This is a genomic window from Enterobacter sp. WI-ESBL-E8 (assembly GCF_053364895.1).
On record NZ_JBRWXJ010000001.1, the window covers coordinates 4,721,268 to 4,742,764 of the forward strand.

Here is a 21,497-nt window from a genome sequence, read left to right on the forward strand (position 1 = left end):
AGGGAAGCGGGCTTATCAGAGCGTTGTTATCACGCTTTCGAGGCGATCCATGGGTACCGGGCGAGAGAGGAAATAGCCTTGTGCCGCCGCGGCGGGGGAGTTTTGTACATCACGCCACTCTTCCAGCGTTTCCACGCCTTCAACAATCACGCCCTGGCAATAGCGGTTCATCAGCTGTAATAGCAGCGTGAAGAGATTCCGCCCTTCAGGGGTTTGACGCAGCATAATGAACAGATCGCGGGCCACTTTAATGTAGTCGTAACGCACTTCACTCAGGGCGGAGAAGTTCGCCATGCCGGTGCCAAAGTCATCCAGCCACAGCGGGCCAAATTCGCACATCGACGCAAACGAGGAATCCTGCGGCAGACGGACATGCTCCACCAGCTCAAAGCGCATCCACGGCAGGGTCGCGATCAGCTCCTGTAATTTCGCATTCTGACGCAGCGCCAGCAGGGTTGGACCATCGACGTTGACCGAGGCGAGGATATCGTGCTGTTCGAAAAAGGGCTGCTTCGTCGCCAGCATACGGAGCTGCTCTTCCAGCACATCCAGACGCTGGCGAACGGCCACTTCGGCAAAATAGCGATCCGGCGCGATACGCTGAGAAGGGTTTGATGGGTGCGTCACAACGGTCAAAATTTCGATGGCCATCAGTCGACCGTCTGTTCGGTAGATCGGCTGATAAGTGTACGCACGCTCACATTGCAGCCAGTAGCGATGCTCCTGCAAGTTCTCAATACTTGCCTCAGGCGTAGTGCTCAGCCGCTGGATAACCTGCTCTGACTTCATTTCAGATGTCCTGTTGTTGGGATAGCCTTTCTGGACTCGTCACAGGATTATCGGCGCGGCAATTGAGAACTTTATGTTCAATTCACCGTGAAAATGAAATTAAGATGACAGAAAGGGGCAGGAACACGCGCTGGCTCAAATAAAATAATGGAACGTTGTTTTAATATAGTTGACCAGTTAATTCACCCAGCGCACACTACCGAAAATTACTCTGTTCAGGTTCACGACTATGTCTAAAAAAATTGCCGTGATTGGCGAATGCATGATTGAGCTGTCACAAAAAGGCGCGGAAGTCAGCCGCGGATTTGGTGGCGATACGTTAAACACGTCCGTTTATATTGCCCGTCAGGTTGCGCCTGAGGCGCTCACCGTGAACTACGTTACCGCCCTGGGCACGGACAGCTTCAGCCAGCAAATGCTCGAGGCCTGGCAGAGTGAACGCGTTGAAACATCGCTGATTCAGCGGATGGAAAACCGCCTCCCGGGGCTTTACTACATCGAAACCGACAGCACCGGCGAACGCACGTTTTATTACTGGCGTAACGAAGCCGCGGCCAAATTCTGGCTGGAGAGCGACGCTGCCGCTGCCATCTGCGAAACGCTGGCGACATTTGATTATCTCTATCTGAGCGGGATCAGCCTGGCGATCCTGAGCCCTACCAGCCGTGAAAAACTGCTCTCGCTGCTGCGCGAATGCCGCGCGAACGGCGGGAAGGTCATTTTCGATAATAACTACCGTCCACGCCTGTGGGCCAGCCGCGAAGAGACGCAGCAGGTCTATCAGCAGATGCTGCAATGCACCGACATCGCGTTCCTGACGCTCGACGATGAAGACGCCCTGTGGGGTGAGAAGCCGGTTGATGAAGTGATTGCGCGCACGCAGGCGGCTGGCGTAAGCGAAGTGGTGATCAAGCGCGGTGCGGAGTCGTGCCTGGTTGCGGTGGCGGGTGAAGCGGTGGTTGACGTCCCGGCGGTGAAGCTTGCCAAAGAGAAAGTGATTGATACCACGGCGGCAGGTGATTCATTCAGCGCGGGCTATCTGGCGGTACGCCTGACGGGTGGAACCCCGGAAGCGGCGGCACGGCGTGGGCACCTGACGGCCAGCACCGTTATTCAGTATCGCGGGGCGATTATTCCGCGTGAGGCGATGCCTGTTTAAGTAAGGTGCGGGCTGATGCCCTCACCCTAACCCCTCTCCCACAGGGAGAGGGAATATGTAAACATTACTGCCCCTGCGGAATATCCGTCGCATCCGGGTGTAAATCATCAGCCGTGGCGGCCTGCGCCGGCTGCGGAGTGGTCGCCATAATGGAATCCCAGGTCGTCTGAAGTTCCTTCATGTCATATTCCGGCTCGCCCTTCGGTTGCAGGAGGATCAACGCCATCTCCTGCGACAGCTGCTGACGGAGGTCCTGATTGAGCATATCGACGGTCAGACCGTTCAGGAAGTCCTGACGAAGCTTCTGGTACTGTTCCGGCGCAATATCCACCACCTGATTCTGCAGGGATCGAATACGCTGGCTGATCAGAATGTCGGTATCGGCACGAGCGTAGGTCGCAAACAGCTTCTGAAGCTCGAGTTTTTTCTGCGCCAGAAGGGCGTTGAACTCCTCTTCGGAAAGCCCCTCTTTACGCACTTTTGCCAGCTCTTTCGCGACCACACCCAGATTCGCATTCAGCTTATCGCCCGGCGATTCAACGTTAATCGCGCATTGCGCACGCTGGAACAGCACGCGGCAGTCAAAGCCAAGCCCGATATTCTTCATATTGTTCTTACTGAGCGTCTGCTGAACGTGCCAGAACAGCGCTTCACGGGCCAGATCGGCACGCCAGTAGCGCAACAGCGCCGCGGACTCACGAATTGGCTGCCAGGCGGTATCCCACATCACGGAGAGTCGGTCCTGACGCACGGTGTCCGTCATAATGCTGACCGGCTCTGCACGCAGCGGGGAGAGCGTTGGAACAGGCGCCGGCGATTCACGCTTGCCTTTCAGATCGCCAAACGCTTTGTTGATCTGCTCAATTACCGCGCGGCTGTCCACGTTGCCCACCACGATCAGCGTCATTGCGTCCGGGGTGTACCATTTCTGGTAGTACGATTTTACCTGTTCGGCGTCCACTGGCTGTTTCAGCGGTTCGGCCGGATCGTGTCCCAGTAACGTCGAGCCTTTCAGGCGGTAGCGCCACCAGCCCTCTTTGGTGTCTCCAGGCCAAGTCGCCACCATGTCACTGTTGCTCAACGCGTAGTTGACGGTATCCGGGGTAATCGCCAGGTTGCCAGAGGCATCGGAGAGATACGTCAGCGCTTCTTTAAGCAGATCGTTACGGTTATTAGGCAGGCTCAGGTTAAACATGGTGTAGTCATACGAGACAACAGCCGGTGGGAGTGGGCGTTTCGGATCGATGGCCTGTTGCCAAAGCGAACGCACCTGAACTGCTTGCAGGCTGCCGCTCTGAGTGAGCGCCAGCCGGGGAATAAAGTGGCTAAAACCGGTTTGCTGGGTGCTTTCCGTGAGGGAGCCGGTATTAACAGACAGACGGATTTCAATACGGTCGCTGGGACGTTGCGGAGTGGCTAACACCTGCCACTGAAAACCGTTCGCTAATGTCCCTTGTTGCCAGGCCGGGTCTGGCTGGAGCGCATCTGCCTGCACATAACTGGCTGCTGCCATCATCAGCAAACCGCCGGTTAAGAGTCGAATTTTTGTGCCCTGCATGTGAACCCCTGATCAACATTCCTGGTTAAAAAAGAGTGTCTCGCGACGCGCTTCACTCTTAAAGATGACGATGAAAACACGTCGATTAGACCGCGCGTTCGGCAAAACGTCACGGTCAGAAGTGAAATATACCCAAAAAAAATCTTGTCGAATTATGACAGGTACGAACAGTTATTATGCGCAGGAGCCCGCATCCCGACAAGGGAATACGGGCATTTGTGACAAGATTAAGAGGATAAACCAGGATTTTTGCTGTCAGTTGGACGATTATTCAGAGTATCGTCGAGCTTTTTGTGATCCAGCTCTTTCACCCATTTCGCCACCACTACCGTTGCCACGCCGTTACCCACCAGGTTGGTTAACGCACGCGCCTCGGACATGAAGCGGTCAATACCCAGAATCAGCGCCAGACCCGCCACCGGCAGGTGACCCACTGCAGAGATGGTAGCCGCCAGCACGATAAAGCCGCTGCCCGTCACGCCAGCCGCACCTTTAGAGGAGAGCAGGAGCACCACCAGCAGGGTAATCTGATGGAAAATATCCATATGGCTGTTGGTCGCCTGCGCGATAAACACGGCCGCCATCGTCAGGTAGATCGAGGTACCATCAAGGTTAAAGGAGTAGCCCGTCGGGATCACCAGCCCGACCACCGATTTACGGCACCCCAGCTTTTCCATCTTATCGAGCATGCGCGGCAGCGCCGATTCTGAAGAGGACGTCCCCAGAACAATCAGCAGCTCTTCGCGAATGTAGCGGATAAATTTGAAAATGTTGAAGCCTGTCGCGCGGGCAATGGAGCCCAGCACCACCACCACAAAGAGGATACAGGTGATATAGAAGCAGATAATCAGCTGACCCAGCTGCACCAGCGTACCGACGCCATATTTCCCGATGGTAAAGGCCATCGCACCGAAGGCCCCAATCGGCGCCAGGCGCATGATCATATTGATGATGCCGAAGATCACCTGCGAGAAGCTTTCGATCACATTAAAGATAAGCTGGCCTTTGCTGCCCAGACGGTGCAGGGCAAAGCCAAACATCACGGCGAACAGCAGCACCTGCAGGATGTTACCGCTGGCGAACGCGCCGATGACGCTGCCCGGTATCACGTCCAGCAGGAAGGCCACCACGCCCTGATCCTTCGCCTGTTCGGCATAAACCGCAACCGCTTTGGCATCCAGCGTTGACGGGTCTACATTCATACCCGCGCCCGGCTGCACCACGTTGACGATGATCAGACCGATAATCAGCGCAAGGGTACTGACCACTTCAAAATAGAGAAGCGCCACTGCACCGGTACGGCCTACCGCCTTCATGCTTTCCATGCCAGCGATGCCCGTCACGACGGTACAGAAGATCACCGGGGCGATGACCATTTTAATGAGCTTAACGAACGCGTCGCCAAGCGGTTTCATTTGTGCGCCCAGCTCGGGGTAATAGTGACCCAGCAGAATACCGATGGCGATGGCTGTCAGGACCTGGAAGTAAAGACTTTTGAAGAGTGAGGTTTTCATAAGGTGTCCTTGGGAAGAAAAACCACAGGCTTTGTAAGGTTATGGTTAACCTGCGGCTTTAAAATAACACCCACATAACAGGACAGAAATAAACTCAGTTCAAATTTGAAACACAAATGTTAAGAACTTTGAGCTGGCTCGCACAAGCCAGCAACAAAATTACACATTTGCGCGATTGTCAGCGCCAGAAAGGTATCGTTCTTCAAAGACATCCGAAGGCACAGCAGGTGCAAAAAGGAAGCCCTGTCCGCTCTCCACGCCCGCCTCTGCCAGCCAGCTGCGCTGTGCTTCAGTTTCAATGCCCTCGGCAATAAGATGCAGGTTGAGGCTGCGCGCCATCTGGATAATCGCCTGCACCATGCTGCTGTCGCCCGGCAGGCCGTCGACAAACGCTTTATCAATTTTTAACACATCTACCGGCAGGGTTTTCATGTGCTGAAGCTGGCGCAGCCCGGCGTATCCCATGCCAAAATCGTCCAGCGCAATGCGAATGCCGGCGTTACGCAGAGGCTTCAGAATCGCAACCGCTTCATTCGGATCGTCAATGCGCCGGCTCTCTGTGACTTCCAGGGTCAATGTATCAGGCTTGATGCGGTAACGATGGATCAGCTCCAGCATCTCTGAAACCATGGTCGGGTGCATAAGCTGCAGGGCAGACAAATTGACCGACAGGGGCAGCGTTACGCCGCGCTCCTGCCAGGCGGCAAGCTGACGGCACGTCTCTTCCAGCACCCAGTAGCCGACGGTGACCATCAGACCGCAGGACTCAATGCGATCGATCAGCCCCTCCGGCAGCTCCCATGAACCATCCGGCTGCTGCACGCGCAGCAGCGCCTCGGCGCTTTTCACCTCTCCCGTCAGCAAATTCACCTGCGGCTGTAGCCAGAGGGCAAACTGGCGGTTATCCAGCGCGGTCAGGATGTCGCTCTCTTCCGTCAGGCGCTGCTGCGCCTTTTCCATCTGTTCCGGGTCGAAGAACTGGATCTGATTTTTGCCTTTGCGCCGGGCGGTGAACGCCGCCGAGAACGCGCGATGATAAAGCTGCTCTGCCGTTAAATCGCCATAGTACATGGCAATACCGATACTGGCGCTCGGACGCAGTTGGATGCCCTGAATAGGCAGCCGCTCATTAATGACAGTGAGTACTTGCTGACCTAATGTGATCGCATGCCATGGCTCTTTCACGCCGTTGGCAATTACCACCAGGTCGTAACCGCTGACCTGGGTCAGCACCATGCGCGGGGCAAGGACAGACTTCACTTTTTCCACGAGGGTCAGCAGCAGCATTTCGCGCTGGCTCTCCTTGAGCACGCCCGCCGTGTCCTGCAGGGTTTCACAGGCGATCGCCATCAGCGCCGTGGTTTGCTGCCGGGCAACGGTCTGCTCCAGCATCGCCATCAGGAAGGCTTTATTCGGAAGCTCCGACACCGGAAAGCGCGTGGCGCTGCTGCTTAGCTCATCCTGCTGACGCTGGATACGCTGCTGATTAAGGTTATAGCTGCGCACCAGCATACCAATTTCATCATCATGATGAAGGCGAGGCAGCGTAAGCTGATGGCCCATATGGTCCTGTGGTGAAAGCGTGTTCAGCTCCCGGGCAATATGGCGCAGCGGATGAACAATCAGCCGGTTAATGCACCAGGTTAGCGCCACGCTGAGAATAAGCGTCATAAGTAAGCAAGTGGTCACTAACGTAACCACCCAGCTCATGACGAATTTATACATGCGGTATGAGTCCGCCTGTAATACCAGGTAGGCCAGCGGCTGCGGATTAGCAGGACGTTCAAGCGAATAGACGGGAAGCGAAATTTGTACCGGCAATTCAAACAGGCGCATCACCATCATCGGGACGGGACGCTCCGGGATAAAGCTCATCCGCAGCGCCTGAAACTGGTTGGGCAGTACGACGTCGGCCCGGCTAACAATACCGGCCGGCTGAATGCGTTTTAAGATGGTTTCCGCTTCGGGAATATCCCCTTTCAGGATAGAGGCAGAAAGCGGGCCGCGCACCGAGCGGGCGATACTTTCTAACTGCGAAGCCGTGTTATAGCGATTCTGCTGTACGGAATGAAACAGCAAAATTACGCAGAAGAGCAGTACAAACAGCATTGTGACGGCTGACACCATCGCCATCTGTTTGATCGTTAAAGAACGGCTAACACGCAAAATGACTCTCCACAAAACTCGAAGCGCAGGGGCGCACCAGGGTGTAAACCCGGCGCGCCTGAGTATACCCGATTGCTGCGCTATTAAGAGAGACTTACAAATGGATTAAGTAAAATCCGATTACCAGTCCGCGTAAGGGATGAGCGGCTGCGGCGGTAAGTCCATATCGCCCTGCCAGCCTGCGGCAGAGTAGCGTACATAGATCAGCGCATGGCTTGGGGTATAGTCCTTCGCTTCCTGAATATCCACGCCCATGCCGACAAACCAGTTGGAGGTCACCCGACGTTCGATGATGGCTCGCGCGGTGTAACCCGTGCCTGAGGAACTGCTGCCGGTTTCCATCGCGCCGCGGTCGGTATAGCGGCCAGGTTCATCGGTCGGGATCAGGCTCTGGTCCGGGTAGCGCAGTTCGTCTTTGGTTTTCGAGTGGGACCAGGACACGGATCCCCCCAGCTCCCAGGACCAGTTCTCCGTACGTTTACGCCAGGTCACCGGCAGCGCGAAGGAGACATATTCCTGCGGGCTGTAATAACCGCCCTGACCCAGGGTATAGCCGCTCAGGTCCTTGTCGTAGTGCCAGAGCATATTGGAGACGCCGACCGTCAGGCGCTCATTGTTTTTATTAATGAGCTTGTAGTAGTAACCCGTCATCCAGCGAACGCGCCAGTTATCCTCCACATTTTTACCCGTCAGCGTTTCCGCATTCAGGCTTGACCAGACGCCGTGCGCCTCCCCTTTGTCGTAGCTCATGCTTACGCCGCCGCCGGTGGCGCGCACGCCGCCCCACGTGGTGCCGGTATTGGTATCTTTTTGCCCGGCAAAGGCCAGCAGAGAGCTGGAGATTGGCCGGCGATGGGCGTTAACGGTATAGCCGATAGGCCCTAAATCGCTGCTGTAGCTTACGCCCCCCACCACGTCAACGACGTCAAAGCCCATCGGCGTGGTGCCGATATCCCATGCCCAGGTTTTGTTCTGCCAGCCGACGGCGACGCTCGCGCCATTGTCTGACTGATGAGTGTTGCCGCTGCACGGCGTTTCGGCACAGGTACCCCACTTGGGATCGTAGGTGCCGTTACGGGTGGCAAACGAACCGGCATCCATATTGACCAGATCGCTGCGGAAGAACATCCGTCCATCAGAGAGCGGCGCATCAACCTGCAGCATGGTGGTATGCGCTTTCAGGTCAGAATACCCGCCCGTGCCGCTGGAGCCCCAGTAATCGTGCTGCAGCGTGACGTTAACATCCTGCTGACGGTACAGGTCACCGGCGTCGCTGCGCACGCCGCGCTTCAGCCAGTCGTCTTTTTCATCGTTACGCGTCAAGCGGGTGAAACTGTCGTTATCAGCCGGACGCGTCGTCGTAATGCCTGTCGACACCATCGCATCTTTATAGGTTTCCAGCGCCTGCTGTGGCTGGCCATTTTGCGCCTGGAAACGCGCGGCATCACGCAGCACCAGCGCGTTTTCCATGGAGGCGGGCTGCGATTTAGCCTGCGGAATAATTTTGTTGAAGGTCTGCTCTGCGGCGGCGGAATCGCCCAGGCCTGCCTGCGCCATCGCGATCCGGCGCTGCATATTGAGCGACAGCGGCTGACCGTTTTGCGCGGCGGGCAGCTTCGCCAGCTCCGCGCGCGCGGCATCCTTGTTACCTTGCGCACTGTAGATTTCGGTCAGGCCGAGGATTGCGTCTTCGTTCTGCGGCTCGCGCTGAAGCACGGTGCTGTAGGCTGTTTTCGCCGCGTCCAGATCGCCACGCTGCTGCGCCCAGTCCGCCAGCGTGAGGTCGATACGGGTAGAGGCTGGCTGCTGGCGAAGGAGATTCTCCGCCTCCTGCTCTTTGCCGCTGTCGCGCAGACGGTTGGCGGTTTCCAGCACCTGATTGCTTTGCAGGCGGTCGGCAAGCTCCTGGATATTGCCGTTCCACTGGCTGCGCGGCAGCGTGTCCAGATGCGCCAGCGCTGCCCGGTCCTGATCGTTACCGGAAAGATACAGCCCGTTGGCGTAAACCTGATCCGGATCGGTTGGTTTCTGGCTGGCAAGCTGACGCATCAGAGTATCAGCCTGGCTGCGCTGGCCCGCGCTGTAGAGATCGCGCGAGAGGCGATACGTTATCCACACGTCGCCGGGAGAGAGCGCCAGACGACGACGCTGAATGTCGGCAGCCTGCGCGTATTTCCCCTGATTCTCCAGTTGTTCTGCCTGGGCGGACAGCTGCTCGTTGGTCAGGCTACGTTCAATATCATCAATGCTGCGGCGCTGGCTGGCGGAGAGAGACTGGATAAACTGCGAGGCCTTCTCCGGTGACTGCGCGCGGTAAATCCCGGCCAGACCGCGGACCGCATTGCTGTTGCCGCTGTCCATACGCAACGCCTGGCGATAATAGCGCTCCGCCGCGTCGTTATCTTTGCGTGCCGCAGCGGCATCTCCGAGCCCCAGCACGGCATAGCTGTCGGTATTGTCGATATTGCGTGCCTGCTGATAGTAACGCTCCGCCTGGGCCGGGTTATTCGCCTTCAGCGCCGCATCGCCCTGCTGGATCAGCAGCCAGTAGCGGTTAACCTTCAGCAAACTGTCCCATTTTCCCCGGTTATCGCTTTGCGGATCGAGGGCAATTGCCTTTTCAAACTGTGCCACCGCGCGGGCGCGGTCACCTTTCTGGGAGTAAGCCTGTCCAAGGGCACCCACCGCTTCACTGTCGGCATGGTTGGCGCTGACGGCTTTTTGCAGCTCCGCCACCGCCTTGCTCCCCTGTCCGGCATCAACCGCCGCCAGCCCTTCCGCCTTCGCGCGGAACGCCGGGTCAGCGAGCTGTTTTTGCTGCGCTTCAAGCTGGGCACGCGCCGCCGCGACGCTATCACCGTCGCTGAACACGCTCAGGTATTTTTGCAGCGCGCTGACGCTGGCGCTGCTGGCAGGCTGGTCTTTGATTTGGTCATACCACATATCAGACGCCTGACTGCGGCCATTGGTGGACCGGGACATCTCCTGTAGCACAGCAAAGCCTTCATCACGGCGTCCGCTCTGGAACAGAAGCTGGGAGAGCGTCGCCTGCAGCTGCGTGTTGCCGGGGCTGCTGGTATTTATTTTCTTGAGCTGATTGATGGCCGCACTGCGGCGGGCAGGATCTTTCGCCACGACGTTCCAGTATTCCGTCGCCACGTCGCCGCCCGGCGGATTGCCGTCAAACAGCTTGTCGTAGGCGGCAATCGCCTCCTGCGTGTGTCCCGTTGTGGCGAGCAATCGCGCCTGCTGTAGCTGCTGGCGGCCGTCCGGAGTGGAAAGCAGCATCGTATTGCGCGAGGACTGGTACGCGCTCGAGCCCGGGGCGATCCCTTTCAGACGATCCAGCTCTTTTTGCGCACCGGCGTTATCGCCCTGACGCAGCAGATAGCGGAAGCGTGCGGCAATCACGTCAGGGTTGTTCGGATCAATCAGCTCAAGGCGATAGAGCGACTGACGAACCAAATCCTCACGCTGTGTCGATTCACCCAGACGAACCTGCTCCAGCAGCTGTTTCTGCTGCGGTGAGTTGGCGGCCTGGGCCCACGGCATAAGCGCCAGGCCAAGCGATAAACTGAGTAGATTTACTGTGAACTTGCGCATTCCTGGCCCCAATCCGGTATTAATTCACCTTTAGTGGTGAAGCGAAAACGATGCTGATCCCATCCCTGACCAAAGAGAGTCAGTACGTAACTGTAATAGGCGTTATTATCGGGAAAATGGTCTGCAACGCGCTGGCGCTGAACGGCCTGGGCATCGCGCTGTTGTAAAAAAGGCAGCATGGCGGCAGAGAAACCGACCGGGCCGTTACCCGTGTGTTTTCCACTCGCCACATCCATTTTCTCAGGCGGCACACCCCGTTTCATCGTCATTGCCGCCATGGGCTGGAAGCGCGCCAGCAGCGGGGCCTTCTGAGGATCTTTATCACTCATCATTCCCACCCAGAGATAAACGCGGATGGCGTCGTAGCCCCCCACCAGCGATTTATCCTGCTGTAACCGCCAGCCTCTGTTTTGCTGATACTGCACCCAGTCCGGCGAAAAACCTTTTGGCGCACTCTCCAGCAGCAGGCGCAGATTGGTTTCACGAATCTGGGGCCACGGAGCACCAAAGCGCGTGAAATAACGCGCCAGCTGCGGAGGAAGATAGCTGGGATTAAAGCGCCAGGCGTGTTCATCGGCAAAACCGACTTTACCGGGAAGCAGCATTGCGCCGAGCCCCGGGACTTTCACCACTTCCTCGCCGGCAATGCGCTTAAGCAGCGCCTTACCCGTGCGGGTATAATCCGGGTGTTTCCACAGCCGACCCGCTTCGAGCAGTGACCAGGCGATCCAGACATCGGCGTCGGAGGCGGAGTTGGTATCAATCACCGCCCACGTTTCTTTGTCTTTCTGACCCCAGAGCCAGGCTGGCAGACGATCGTTGAGATTACCGCCGGCAAGATTATCGCGCGTCCAGGTCAGCAGCTGGTCAAACGCGTTGCGATCGTTTGCCGCCAGGGCAAAGAACAAGGCGTAGCTTTGCCCTTCAGAGGTCGTTATTTTGCGCGTGTCGCTGGGATCGATGACGCGCCCGCCCTCGCTGATGTAATCCTTTTTAAACTGCTCCCAGGCAGGCCAGTTACAGGCGGCGCGAAGAGGGAGCGCCGCCAGTATCAACGCTGCTAATGCACACCAGCGAAAGGCTTTCATCACATCTTACTCATCCGGGTTCAGACGACGACGGCTGATGATTCGCAGCAGACGCCACAGTACCCATGCCAGCAAGACCACACTGACCGCCGCCAGGATAGCCAGCAGAACCGGATGGTTAGACAGCGCATACCACAGGCGTTCGAACCACGGCAGATGGCCGACGTAGTACACATCGCCCACGCGCAGGCTATTGACGCCGGACTCGCGGATCACCGACACAGAGCCAAACATCGCGGCACGTTTACCGCTGTCGTTCATGGCCGTATTAAGCAGTTCGTACCCGCGCGGGCTGTCCGCAAGGAGAGCCACCACGCTGCGCTGGTCGTTGTAAGGGGACTGGAAGCCCACCACCGCAGCCATTGCCCCCTGAGACGTTACGGTCGTCTGCGCGCTGGCCTGACGATCGTTCACATCCGGCATGATGCTCGGGAACTCGGTCTGGCGCAGCGGCGTGTTAACCCAGGACTGGGCCGCTTTCACCAGCAGATCGATGCGTTTGTCATCCTTCAGCTTGTCCGGGATGCTACCGATCACCAGAACATCAGCGTCTTTGTTCTGAATCTGGCTGCCATCGTCCGTCAACGTGACGTTAATTGCCGGCAAGCCTGTCTGCCCGCCAACGGTCGCCATGGTGTCCAGCAGGGTTGTCACCTGCCCTTCGCTTGGCGCTTTTGGCATCACAACGATGGACTCAGAGAGATCGGCCATGCGGCTGAACGGGAAGCCCGCATTGGCAAAGGCGCGCAGATCCGGCATCGCCAGGAAGTGGTAGTACTTCGAGAAGTCGATGGTCGACTCATCGCCAATCACGACGTGGTTCTGCACCGGCTGGAAGGTGATGCAGTTTTCCGCCGAACCGCCAGGCATCGGGTTCATGTACTGGAAGTCAAAGCGCAGCTGATTTATTGCGCCAAGTTTCAGAGCCGGGATAGAGACATCCGTTTTACCGTCCAGCAGACCCTGCAGCACCGGCAGGCGGAGCATCAGGCGGTTAGTATCCTGTGTGCTTTGCAGGCTGAACGACTGCAGGAACTGGTTGTTCAGGCTGATATCCATGCGCGAGCTGTCTTTGGTGGCTGGCGCGGTATAACGGTAGTTCAGGTTGATATCAATGCCGTTGGTACGCAGCAGATAGAGATCCGGCGGCAGATTCAGCGACAGGCTAATCGGTGCGGGCTCGAGACCCGTCGCCTGCAGCTGTTCCTCATAGGTTTTCAGCTCGCCAAATGTCACCGCACGGTCGGTACGCACCCAGTTTGGCGCATCGTAAGGTTTACGGGCCAGCAGCGGCTTGACCTCATCCACCACGACGCTGTTGCCGCGGAAAAGAACGTTGCCCTGGGCAATCGCTTTTGCGGCCTGCACCAGATCTTTATCGTCACGACCAAAGACCACCAGCAGCTTCACGTACGGGTTTTCCGGATGGCTTATCATTTCCACGGTTGGCGCTTTGACGTCCGGATGATCGCGCAGGAAGGCCGGGCGCTTCGCGTTGGTCGCAAACACAATTGCATTTCTGTCCGGCAGTTTGTCATACATCGCCGGGAAGCTCTGACCACGCCAGCCGGCGCGGGAGCCAAACCAGGAGGCCACAATGGTGGCCGCCAGCTGCTCGGTCACGTCCGGGGACGACGCAAACACCATCGGCAGAGTAAGCGGACGGTTATCACGTGGGTCGAAGAACGGAACCGGGAAGGCCGAGAGATCGTTTTTCAGCGCCAGCGACTGGTAGGTCATCTGCAGCGAGGAGTTACGCCCGACGTCCATCCACAGCGTGTTGCTGGCAGGGTTTTCGCAGACATCGCGGTAATGACCGACAAACTCCAGGCGGATACGGTTAAAGTCGGTGATGAACAGCGGGTTGATCGGCACCTGCGCCTGCGTTTTCTTACCGAGCTGCTCTTTCGTGACCGGCAGAACGTCCATCAGCTCGTCATTCAGGTAAACCTTCAGCTGAGACTGCGTCGGCAACAGCGATGGCGACGGGGTGTATTCAAGGTTCAGCATCGCATTAGAGACGACCTCATCGCTGCGCATGCCAAATTCAATGCCGCCGTTAGGATTGATGCCGCGCAGCACCATGCTGCCCGGAGGCGGTGCAATTTGCGCGAAGGTCAGCTTCACGTCCCGCGACGGCGCGTTGTCCGCGACGACGGGCGCATTCGCGCCCCGAACACCCGGCATCACCTGCCCGACGACCTGGCTGTCTGCCGGCAGGGTATTCCCCTCCGTTGGCTGGTTCGGCATGATGTTTTCTGTTTGACCAGGTGCCGCAGTGACAACCGGATCGGTTGCTTGCGCGACGACAGGTACCGTTGGCGCAGGCGTTGCCGCTGCGTTATCAGGTGCCGCGTTAGCCATTGTTGCGGGGAACGCATTCATCCCCATTGCCACTGCACATAACCAGGAAAGTTTTGTTTTCATCGCGTTATCATCATTGTTGAGCCATAACCGGGTCCGCCTGCTTCGCCTCATCTCGCTCAGGACGACGAGGAATGAACGACACGACCCAGGAAACCAGCGAAGTAAGTGACCGGAAAATTAATTTCACCGACGACGGGGCAAATTCTGCAAGGTGACGATAGCCACGGAACCCCAGCTTCAGAATATCCAGCAGGCTTTCCAGTGGTTTATCTTCCGGGAAGCTGTCCTGCCAGAGAGCCCACGTGTCCGCGCGGGCAAACGTACACTGCACAAAATCAATATGTTGCTTTTTGGTCAACGGCATCAGCTGCAGACCAACTTCATTGCCCGCCACACGAACGACCTGCGTCGGGAAGACGTACTCCTGCTGACCGCGCTTAAGCAGCAGGTTCACTTTCTGCCCTTCCAGCACCTTCGCCTGGCCGTTGATTTTGATTCCCAGACCGCCGTCAGAGAAGTCGTGCACGGTACAGGAGAAGAGATGTCCATCTTCACGGGCAATCGCCGCAGGCATGCAGATTTCAACGCGATGCGCGCGACGAACCTGTTTGCTCTCCACCGATACCGCCACCGCGCCACCGAGGATGATCAGGTTGTAGAAGACCCAGGCCATACTCACGAATACGGTGAGGATCTCGTTTTCCGGGCCGTAGAAGTAACGCCAGATACCGGCGATGACGCCCACAATATTCAGCAGTACCAGGAAGATATACGGACGGGAGATCACCCAGTCGACGTACTCCTCTTCCACCAGACCGCCCTTCGCGGTGACGTTAAATTTACCTTTGTGCGGGTTAATCAGCGCCACCATCGTCGGCGGCGCGATGTACCAGGCCAGCACCGTTTCGTAGATTTCACTCCAGAAGGAGTGGCGGTATTTACCCTGAATCTTCGAGTTCGTCAGGCTCGCGTGGATCATGTGAGGCAGAACAAACAGCGCAATCATCAGCGCCGGGGCGTAAATGATATAGGCGTGAAGGAGCAGGAACGCCAGCGGCGCGGTCAGGAAGATCAGCCGCGGGATACCGGATAAGAAGTGGAACATGGCGTTGACGTAGCAAAGACGCTGCGCCAGCTTGAGTCCTTTCCCTATCAGCGGGTTATCGAGACGGAAAATCTGCACCATGCCGCGCGCCCAGCGAATACGCTGACCAATGTGCGCCGACAGTGACTCCGTTGCCAGACCGGCGGCCTGAGGAATACGCATATAGGCGGAGGTATAGCCACGACGGTGCAGGCGCAGAGAGGTATGCGCATCTTCCGTCACCGTTTCAACGGCAATACCGCCAATTTCATCCAGCGGTTTACGGCGGATAACCGCACAGGAGCCGCAGAAGAAGGTGGCATCCCACATGTCGTTACCGTCCTGCACCAGGCCGTAGAACAGCGTGCCTTCGTTCGGGGTTTTACGGAAACGGCCAAGGTTACGTTCAAACGGATCCGGCGAGAAGAAGTGGTGCGGCGTCTGCATCATCGCCAGCTCTTTTTCTTTCAGGAACCAGCCCATGGTCATCTGCAGGAACGAGCGCGTCGGCACGTGGTCACAGTCAAAGATCGAGACAAACTCCCCTTTGGCATACTTCAGCGCGTTGTTGATGTTCCCGGCTTTAGCGTGCTCGTGAGTCGGACGGGCGATGTACTCGACGCCAACCTCCTCTGCAAACTGGCGAAACGCCGGTCGGTTGCCGTCATCCAGGATCCAGACTTTAAGTTTATCCTTTGGCCAGTCGATGCCCAGCGCGGCATAGATAGTGTTCTTTACCACGCTCAGGTCTTCGTTGTAGGTCGGCACGAAGAGATCGACGGTCGGCCACTGCGTGGTGTCTTTCGGCAGCGGAACCGGCTGGCGGTTGAGCGGCCAAATGACCTGGAAATAGCCCAGCACCAGCACAATCCAGGCGTAGGTTTCAGCAAACAGCAGCACCAGGCCGCACACCAGGCTGACCGGATCGTCCCAGTTCAGGGTGGAGGTATAACGCCACCAGATGTAGCGACAGGAGACGGTCAACGACAGCACAATCAGCATCAGCGCCGAGAAGCGGCCCGGAATACGGCGAACCAGCAGCGCCACGCCCCACAGCAGGATCAGGAAGGTGAACTGCGCCAGCGGGTTAAAGGGTTGCGTAATACAGACCAGCGCCAGGATGAGCGAGAACACGACGATGACGCCGAGAATAAAACGCCGCAAGCCCGGGTGGAGATGCCCGAGCTCTTTATGGTTATCCAGATGGCTGGTTTTATCGCTTACGCTGCTGGGCAGCCTGTCCAGCCACTGATGGTAGCGTTCACGTAGCTGCTGCACGCGGGAGAAGCTGCGCCAGTGCGGCGTTTTTTTCTCCGAGCGGGAGGAAGTGGCCACCAGCCAGATGGCCTGAATGAGATAGCGCGCCGGATCCAAAGGCCGCGGCCGGTCGGGATTAATATGCGGATATAATTCACTGTGCCGTGCACGTATGCGCTGCCAGCGTGGGTGTTCGAGTGGAATGAACATCCAGGCCAGAATCATCCAGAAACAGCCGAGCGCGGCGCTAAATGCCGAAGCACCATGCCGGCGGAAATGCCGGTAACGTTCGCTCAAGCGCGAACTGACCGGTGGGATGAGTAACCAGCTGGCGAGACGACTCATACAGCGCTCCCTGCACGCTCCGCCCCGCTGGAGAAGTTCAGCAGACACCAGTTAGCCAGCGTCAGGATCTCTTCTGCCGCCAGTGAGTCGCTGCGGTATTCGCCGAGCGGTTGCTTAGACGCAAGGCATTCAGCCATGCCTTCATCACGATGAATGACAACAGGAAGCAGGCGGCGCTGGCTTTGCAGCCACACCTGATACAGATCGTCCTGGATCTGGCTGCCAATGCGTAAATCGTTAATCAGGATATGGCCGTTTTGCGGTAATCCTTGCTGATGCAGGCGGATATGGCAGTTTGCATCGACGTTGACGATCGAGAGGACATGGTCGCACTGTGCGATAAGCTGTCGGGTCAGCGTGCCGGCGCCGTGCGGCAGATCCAGCAGGATCCACTTATACTGCCCCTTTTCTTTCAGGCTTTGCAGCGCAAGCGTGAACTGCGAAAACAGGCGCTGATATGCGGCTTCATTCTCACGTTCTGAGGTGGACAGTTGGCCAAACGGCAGTAGATCAAGCTGGGAGGTATAACGCATACCGGCATCCCGCCAGTCTTTATCATCAAGCAGCGCGCGGGCCCAGCCCTCTTCGCGGGTAAAGTCGACATTAAACGACATACGCAGCAAATTATCGGCGCAGGCGTCAATAACCAGCACCGATTCACCTAAAAGCTGTAATGACCACGCCAGCGCCGCGGTAACAGATGTGGTACCCACACCGCCACGGACGCCCTGTAATCCGAGTATGGCCATCAATGGCTCCCTTATTGTTGATGGGCGAATTCAGCTAATAACGGCCAGCGTTTAATAGCCGCGGCCAACTGTTCCCTCTGGGAAATATCGGTGTAATCTATTTCAGGTAAAGAAAAGGCCTGCGTCAGCGCCAGAAAATCATTTTGGAATGTATAGCCCAGGGTCGAGTCGACTGGGGTTCCGGGTTCGTTATTATCCATTCTTTTTCCATCCCTTTGAGGAAAATCGCACGCTAAAGAAGTTGCGGGGCTTCCTGCCCTGACAAATTTCATTTACATGCTAAATCTGATGTTCTTTAATTTCAATGTTAGGTTTATTTCTACGCTTTCGCTAGTAAACTGAGATACAGATAAATTAGACGAAAAGAGGGACACCGTGGACTCCATATTTTCTATTGGCATCCAGTCATTATGGGACGAATTGAGCCACATGCCAGTCGGAGGAGTCTGGTGGATTAATACGGACCGTAATGAAGATGCTATCAGTCTGGTAAACCAGACAATTGCTGCTCAGGATAAGGATTCCCGCGTGGCCGTCATTAGCATGGGTGAAGATCCGAAGAAAATTATCACGCTTGAAAGTGACCGCGGCCCCCAGACGGTGCGATTATTTTCCATGACATCGGAAGCCGATAGTCTATACTTTTTGTCCCGCGATGTTCAGTGCACTATTGATCCGGATCACTATCTAGTGATCCTGAAATGTGCAAATAACGTTCTGCAAAATATCCCTGCTGAAAAACTGTTGCCGTGGCTGGAAAAAATCAATAAATGGGCAAAATTTCAAAATTGCACGCTATTGATAGTCAATCCCGGCAGTAATAATGACAAGCTGTTTTCACTTTTAATGGGCGAATATCGCTCCCTGTTCGGTCTGGCAAGCGTGCGTGACCAGGTGGGCAGCTATCTCTACGATATTGCGTTCTGGTGTAATGAAAAAGGTGTGAGTGCCAGGCAACAGCTTACGCTGAAACAGATTGAGGGCGAGTGGCACCTGGCGCAGCAGGAAGAAACCGTGGTGCAACCGCGCAGTGATGAAAAACGCATCCTGAGCCATATTGCAGTGTTAGAGGGCGCGCCCGCCCTGTCGGAAAACTGGTCACTGTTTGACACTAACGAAGCCCTCTTCCATGAAGCCCGCACAACCCAGGCGGCAACGCTTATTTTCTCGTTGATGCAGAATAACCAGATTGAGACGCTGGCAAGGCAAATCCACACCTTACGCCGCCAGCGCGGTAGCGCGTTAAAAATTATCGTGCGCGAAAATAATACCAGCCTGCGCGCCACCGATGAGCGCCTGCTTCTGGGCTGCGGTGCCAATATGGTTATTCCATGGAATGCCCCGCTGTCGCGCTGCCTGACGCTTATCGAAAGCGTTCAGGGCCAGCAGTTTAGCCGTCACGTACCGGAAGATATTTCCACGCTGCTCTCCATGACGCAGCCGATGAAGCTGCGCGGATACCAAAAATGGGATACCTTCTGCGACGCCGTTGGGAACATGATGAACAACACGCTCCTTCCCGCTGACGGAAAAGGGGTTATGGTTGCCCTGCGCCCTGTGCCGGGTATTCGCGTTGAACAGGCTCTCACCCTGTGTCGCCCAAACCGTACCGGGGACATCATGACCATTGGCGACAATCGGCTGGTGCTGTTTTTGTCCTTCTGCCGGGTCAACGATCTCGATACGGCGCTTAACCACATCTTCCCCCTGCCTACCGGGGATATTTTCTCAAACCGTATGATTTGGTTTGAAGATAATTCTATCAGCGCGGAGCTGGTGCAGATGCGCGCGCTCCAGCCTGAACAATGGGCTAAACCGCTTACGATGACGAGCGATGTCAAACCTATCCTCAATGCCAGACATGATGGACACGTCTGGCGTCGGGTGCCGGAGCCCCTTCGCTTATTAACAGACAACGCGGAGAACGCACCATCATGAATATCAGCGATATCATTCAACTGGTTATCTTCTGTGCGCTGATCTTTTTCCCGCTTGGCTACTATGCACGCCATTCCATACGCCGTATCCGCGATACGGCCAGAGTGCTGTTTGTAAAACCTCGCTACGTGAAACCAGCCGGAACTCTGACACGGGCATCACACGTCAAGGCAGACCGTAAACATGACTAATTCTACCTATACCGCTTCGTCACCCTCGCCGCTCTGGCAATACTGGCGCGGCCTATCCGGCTGGAACTTCTACTTTCTGGTGAAGTTTGGTCTGCTGTGGGCAGGCTATCTGAATTTCCATCCCCTTCTCAACCTGGTGTTTATGGCCTTCCTGCTGATGCCTCTGCCGAATATCAGGCTGCATCGCTTACGCCACTGGGTAGCCATCCCTCTCGGCTTTGCGCTGTTCTGGCATGATACCTGGCTACCGGGGCCGGACAGCATTATGAGCCAGGGCTCGCAGGTGGCAGGCTTCAGTGCAGACTATATGCTTGACCTGGCTGAGCGCTTTATTAACTGGCAGATGATAGGCGCGGTCTTTGTGCTGCTGGTTGCCTGGCTGTTCCTGTCACAGTGGATCCGCGTCACGGTGTTTGTCGTCGCGATTATGATCTGGCTTAACGTGCTGACGCTGGCGGGTCCAAACTTTTCGCTGTGGCCTGCTGGTCAGCCAACCAGCACGGTGACCACCACCGGGGGAAGTGCAGCGGCAACCGTTACGACGGCAGGCGATACGCCCGTGGTGGGCGATATCCCAACTCAAACTGCACCGCCGACTTCAACAAACCTGAACGCCTGGCTCTCCAGTTTCTACGCCGCGGAAGACAAGCGACAGACGAAATTCCCGGACGCGCTGCCGGCGGATGCTCAGCCGTTTGAGCTGCTGGTGATTAACATCTGTTCCCTCTCCTGGGCGGACGTAGACGCCGCCGGGTTAATGTCGCACCCGCTGTGGTCGCATTTCGACATTCAGTTTAAAGATTTCAACTCTGCCACCTCGTACAGCGGACCGGCGGCCATTCGTCTGCTGCGTGCTAGCTGCGGTCAGCCATCGCACAAGAATTTGTATCAGCCAGCCGGCAACCAGTGTTATCTGTTCGATAACCTCTCAAAGCTGGGCTTTACGCAGCATCTGATGCTGGGGCATAACGGCCAGTTCGGTAACTTCCTGAAAGAGGTGCGCGAAGAAGGGGGTATGCAGGCGCCGCTGATGGATCAAACCGGGCTGCCGGTCTCTCTGCTGGGCTTCGACGGCTCGCCCGTTTATGACGATACCGCCGTACTGCAGCGCTGGCTGCAGACCATCGAAAAAGACAATAACCCACGCAGCGCGACGTTCTTTAACACCCTGCCTCTTCACGACGGTAACCACTTCCCGGGCGTGAGCAAAACAGCGGATTATAAAGTGCGTGCGCAGAAGCTCTTTGACGAGCTGGACGCATTCTTCACGGAGCTGGAAAAATCAGGCCGTAAAGTGATGGTGGTTGTGGTACCTGAGCACGGTGGCGCGCTGAAAGGCGACAGAATGCAGGTTTCAGGCCTGCGTGATATCCCAAGCCCATCGATTACCAACGTGCCTGCAGGCATTAAATTCTTTGGTATGAAAGCACCGCATCAGGGCGCACCGATTGAGATCGCTCAGCCAACCAGCTATCTGGCGATCTCAGAACTGGTTGCCCGTGCCGTAGACGGGAAGCTGTTTGTAGAAGACAGCGTGAACTGGGATCAGCTCACCAGCAAACTGCCGCAAACGGCAGAAGTCTCCGAGAACGCCAACGCGGTGGTGATTCAGTATCAGAATAAACCGTACGTTCGCCTGAACGGCGGGGATTGGGTACCGTATCCGCAGTAAGGCCCCTCACCCTAACC

The 21,497-nt window shown here is 56.6% G+C and carries 14 protein-coding genes; 4 read left to right on the top strand and 10 right to left on the bottom strand.

The window, feature by feature from the left end; genetic code table 11:
• Positions 1-15: 15 nt before the first annotated feature.
• Positions 16-789: a cyclic-guanylate-specific phosphodiesterase gene (pdeH, locus tag ACWHWP_RS22560; RefSeq protein ID WP_047345658.1), complete on the bottom strand. Its 774-nt coding sequence runs from the start codon at positions 787-789 to the stop codon at positions 16-18.
• A 229-nt stretch (positions 790-1,018) separates the two neighbouring features.
• Here pdeH and ACWHWP_RS22565 point away from each other — a divergent pair, with 229 nt between their 5' ends.
• Positions 1,019-1,948 carry a 2-dehydro-3-deoxygluconokinase gene (locus ACWHWP_RS22565; RefSeq protein ID WP_063430569.1) on the top strand — a complete coding sequence of 310 codons (930 nt, stop codon included), beginning with the start codon at positions 1,019-1,021 and terminating at the stop codon, positions 1,946-1,948.
• A gap of 64 nt (positions 1,949-2,012) precedes the next feature.
• Here the strand turns inward: ACWHWP_RS22565 and ACWHWP_RS22570 are convergent, their stop codons facing one another.
• The 9 genes from ACWHWP_RS22570 to bcsR all read right to left on the bottom strand — a co-directional run bounded on the left by ACWHWP_RS22570 (position 2,013) and on the right by bcsR (position 17,879).
• On the bottom strand, positions 2,013-3,506 hold the full coding sequence (locus ACWHWP_RS22570) for a M16 family metallopeptidase (protein ID WP_059311444.1): 1,494 nt from the start codon (positions 3,504-3,506) through the stop codon (positions 2,013-2,015).
• Between the two features lie 227 nt (positions 3,507-3,733).
• Positions 3,734-5,020 carry a dicarboxylate/amino acid:cation symporter gene (locus ACWHWP_RS22575; RefSeq protein WP_059311445.1) on the bottom strand — a complete coding sequence of 429 codons (1,287 nt, stop codon included), beginning with the start codon at positions 5,018-5,020 and terminating at the stop codon, positions 3,734-3,736.
• Between the two features lie 159 nt (positions 5,021-5,179).
• Positions 5,180-7,186 (bottom strand): biofilm formation regulator HmsP, encoded by a 2,007-nt coding sequence (hmsP, locus tag ACWHWP_RS22580; protein WP_059311446.1) that lies wholly within the window; start codon positions 7,184-7,186, stop codon positions 5,180-5,182.
• A gap of 120 nt (positions 7,187-7,306) precedes the next feature.
• On the bottom strand, positions 7,307-10,789 hold the full coding sequence (gene bcsC, locus ACWHWP_RS22585) for a cellulose synthase complex outer membrane protein BcsC (RefSeq protein WP_447856473.1): 3,483 nt from the start codon (positions 10,787-10,789) through the stop codon (positions 7,307-7,309).
• Entirely contained in the window at positions 10,771-11,877 is a 1,107-nt protein-coding gene (bcsZ, locus tag ACWHWP_RS22590) for a cellulose synthase complex periplasmic endoglucanase BcsZ (RefSeq protein ID WP_447856741.1), read from the bottom strand. The genes bcsC and bcsZ overlap by 19 nt, the downstream gene beginning before the upstream one ends.
• A 6-nt stretch (positions 11,878-11,883) precedes the next feature.
• Positions 11,884-14,304, bottom strand: a complete 2,421-nt coding sequence (bcsB, locus tag ACWHWP_RS22595) for a cellulose biosynthesis cyclic di-GMP-binding regulatory protein BcsB (RefSeq protein WP_447856475.1) — start codon at positions 14,302-14,304, stop codon at positions 11,884-11,886.
• A gap of 10 nt (positions 14,305-14,314) precedes the next feature.
• Positions 14,315-16,930 carry a UDP-forming cellulose synthase catalytic subunit gene (gene bcsA / locus ACWHWP_RS22600; protein ID WP_059311450.1) on the bottom strand — a complete coding sequence of 872 codons (2,616 nt, stop codon included), beginning with the start codon at positions 16,928-16,930 and terminating at the stop codon, positions 14,315-14,317.
• A complete protein-coding gene (gene bcsQ / locus ACWHWP_RS22605) occupies positions 16,927-17,679 on the bottom strand; it encodes a cellulose biosynthesis protein BcsQ (protein WP_059311451.1) in 753 nt (250 codons plus the stop codon). Before bcsQ ends, bcsA begins: the two co-directional genes overlap by 4 nt.
• An 11-nt stretch (positions 17,680-17,690) precedes the next feature.
• Positions 17,691-17,879, bottom strand: a complete 189-nt coding sequence (gene bcsR / locus ACWHWP_RS22610; RefSeq protein WP_008503237.1) for a cellulose biosynthesis protein BcsR — start codon at positions 17,877-17,879, stop codon at positions 17,691-17,693.
• A 175-nt stretch (positions 17,880-18,054) separates the two neighbouring features.
• On the opposite strand from bcsR, the gene bcsE reads away from it, so the two are divergent.
• The 3 genes from bcsE to bcsG are packed head-to-tail and all read left to right on the top strand — an operon-like array spanning position 18,055 to position 21,480.
• Positions 18,055-19,617 (top strand): cellulose biosynthesis c-di-GMP-binding protein BcsE, encoded by a 1,563-nt coding sequence (gene bcsE / locus ACWHWP_RS22615; protein WP_059311452.1) that lies wholly within the window; start codon positions 18,055-18,057, stop codon positions 19,615-19,617.
• Positions 19,611-19,808 carry a cellulose biosynthesis protein BcsF gene (gene bcsF / locus ACWHWP_RS22620; RefSeq protein ID WP_047345648.1) on the top strand — a complete coding sequence of 66 codons (198 nt, stop codon included), beginning with the start codon at positions 19,611-19,613 and terminating at the stop codon, positions 19,806-19,808. Before bcsE ends, bcsF begins: the two co-directional genes overlap by 7 nt.
• Positions 19,801-21,480 (top strand): cellulose biosynthesis protein BcsG, encoded by a 1,680-nt coding sequence (bcsG, locus tag ACWHWP_RS22625; RefSeq protein ID WP_447856478.1) that lies wholly within the window; start codon positions 19,801-19,803, stop codon positions 21,478-21,480. The genes bcsF and bcsG overlap by 8 nt, the downstream gene beginning before the upstream one ends.
• The last annotated feature ends 17 nt before the right edge of the window (positions 21,481-21,497 follow it).

Excerpts from the sequence above, each read along its gene's own strand:
- pdeH (WP_047345658.1), bottom strand. The coding sequence starts at position 789 with ATGAAGTCAGAGCAGGTTATCCAGCGGCTGAGCACTACGCCTGAGGCA.
- ACWHWP_RS22565 (WP_063430569.1), top strand. The coding sequence starts at position 1,019 with ATGTCTAAAAAAATTGCCGTGATTGGCGAATGCATGATTGAGCTGTCA.
- ACWHWP_RS22570 (WP_059311444.1), bottom strand. The coding sequence starts at position 3,506 with ATGCAGGGCACAAAAATTCGACTCTTAACCGGCGGTTTGCTGATGATG.
- ACWHWP_RS22575 (WP_059311445.1), bottom strand. The coding sequence starts at position 5,020 with ATGAAAACCTCACTCTTCAAAAGTCTTTACTTCCAGGTCCTGACAGCC.
- bcsC (WP_447856473.1), bottom strand. The coding sequence starts at position 10,789 with ATGCGCAAGTTCACAGTAAATCTACTCAGTTTATCGCTTGGCCTGGCG.
- bcsZ (WP_447856741.1), bottom strand. The coding sequence starts at position 11,877 with ATGAAAGCCTTTCGCTGGTGTGCATTAGCAGCGTTGATACTGGCGGCG.
- bcsB (WP_447856475.1), bottom strand. The coding sequence starts at position 14,304 with ATGAAAACAAAACTTTCCTGGTTATGTGCAGTGGCAATGGGGATGAAT.
- bcsA (WP_059311450.1), bottom strand. The coding sequence starts at position 16,930 with ATGAGTCGTCTCGCCAGCTGGTTACTCATCCCACCGGTCAGTTCGCGC.
- bcsQ (WP_059311451.1), bottom strand. The coding sequence starts at position 17,679 with ATGGCCATACTCGGATTACAGGGCGTCCGTGGCGGTGTGGGTACCACA.
- bcsR (WP_008503237.1), bottom strand. The coding sequence starts at position 17,879 with ATGGATAATAACGAACCCGGAACCCCAGTCGACTCGACCCTGGGCTAT.
- bcsG (WP_447856478.1), top strand. The coding sequence starts at position 19,801 with ATGACTAATTCTACCTATACCGCTTCGTCACCCTCGCCGCTCTGGCAA.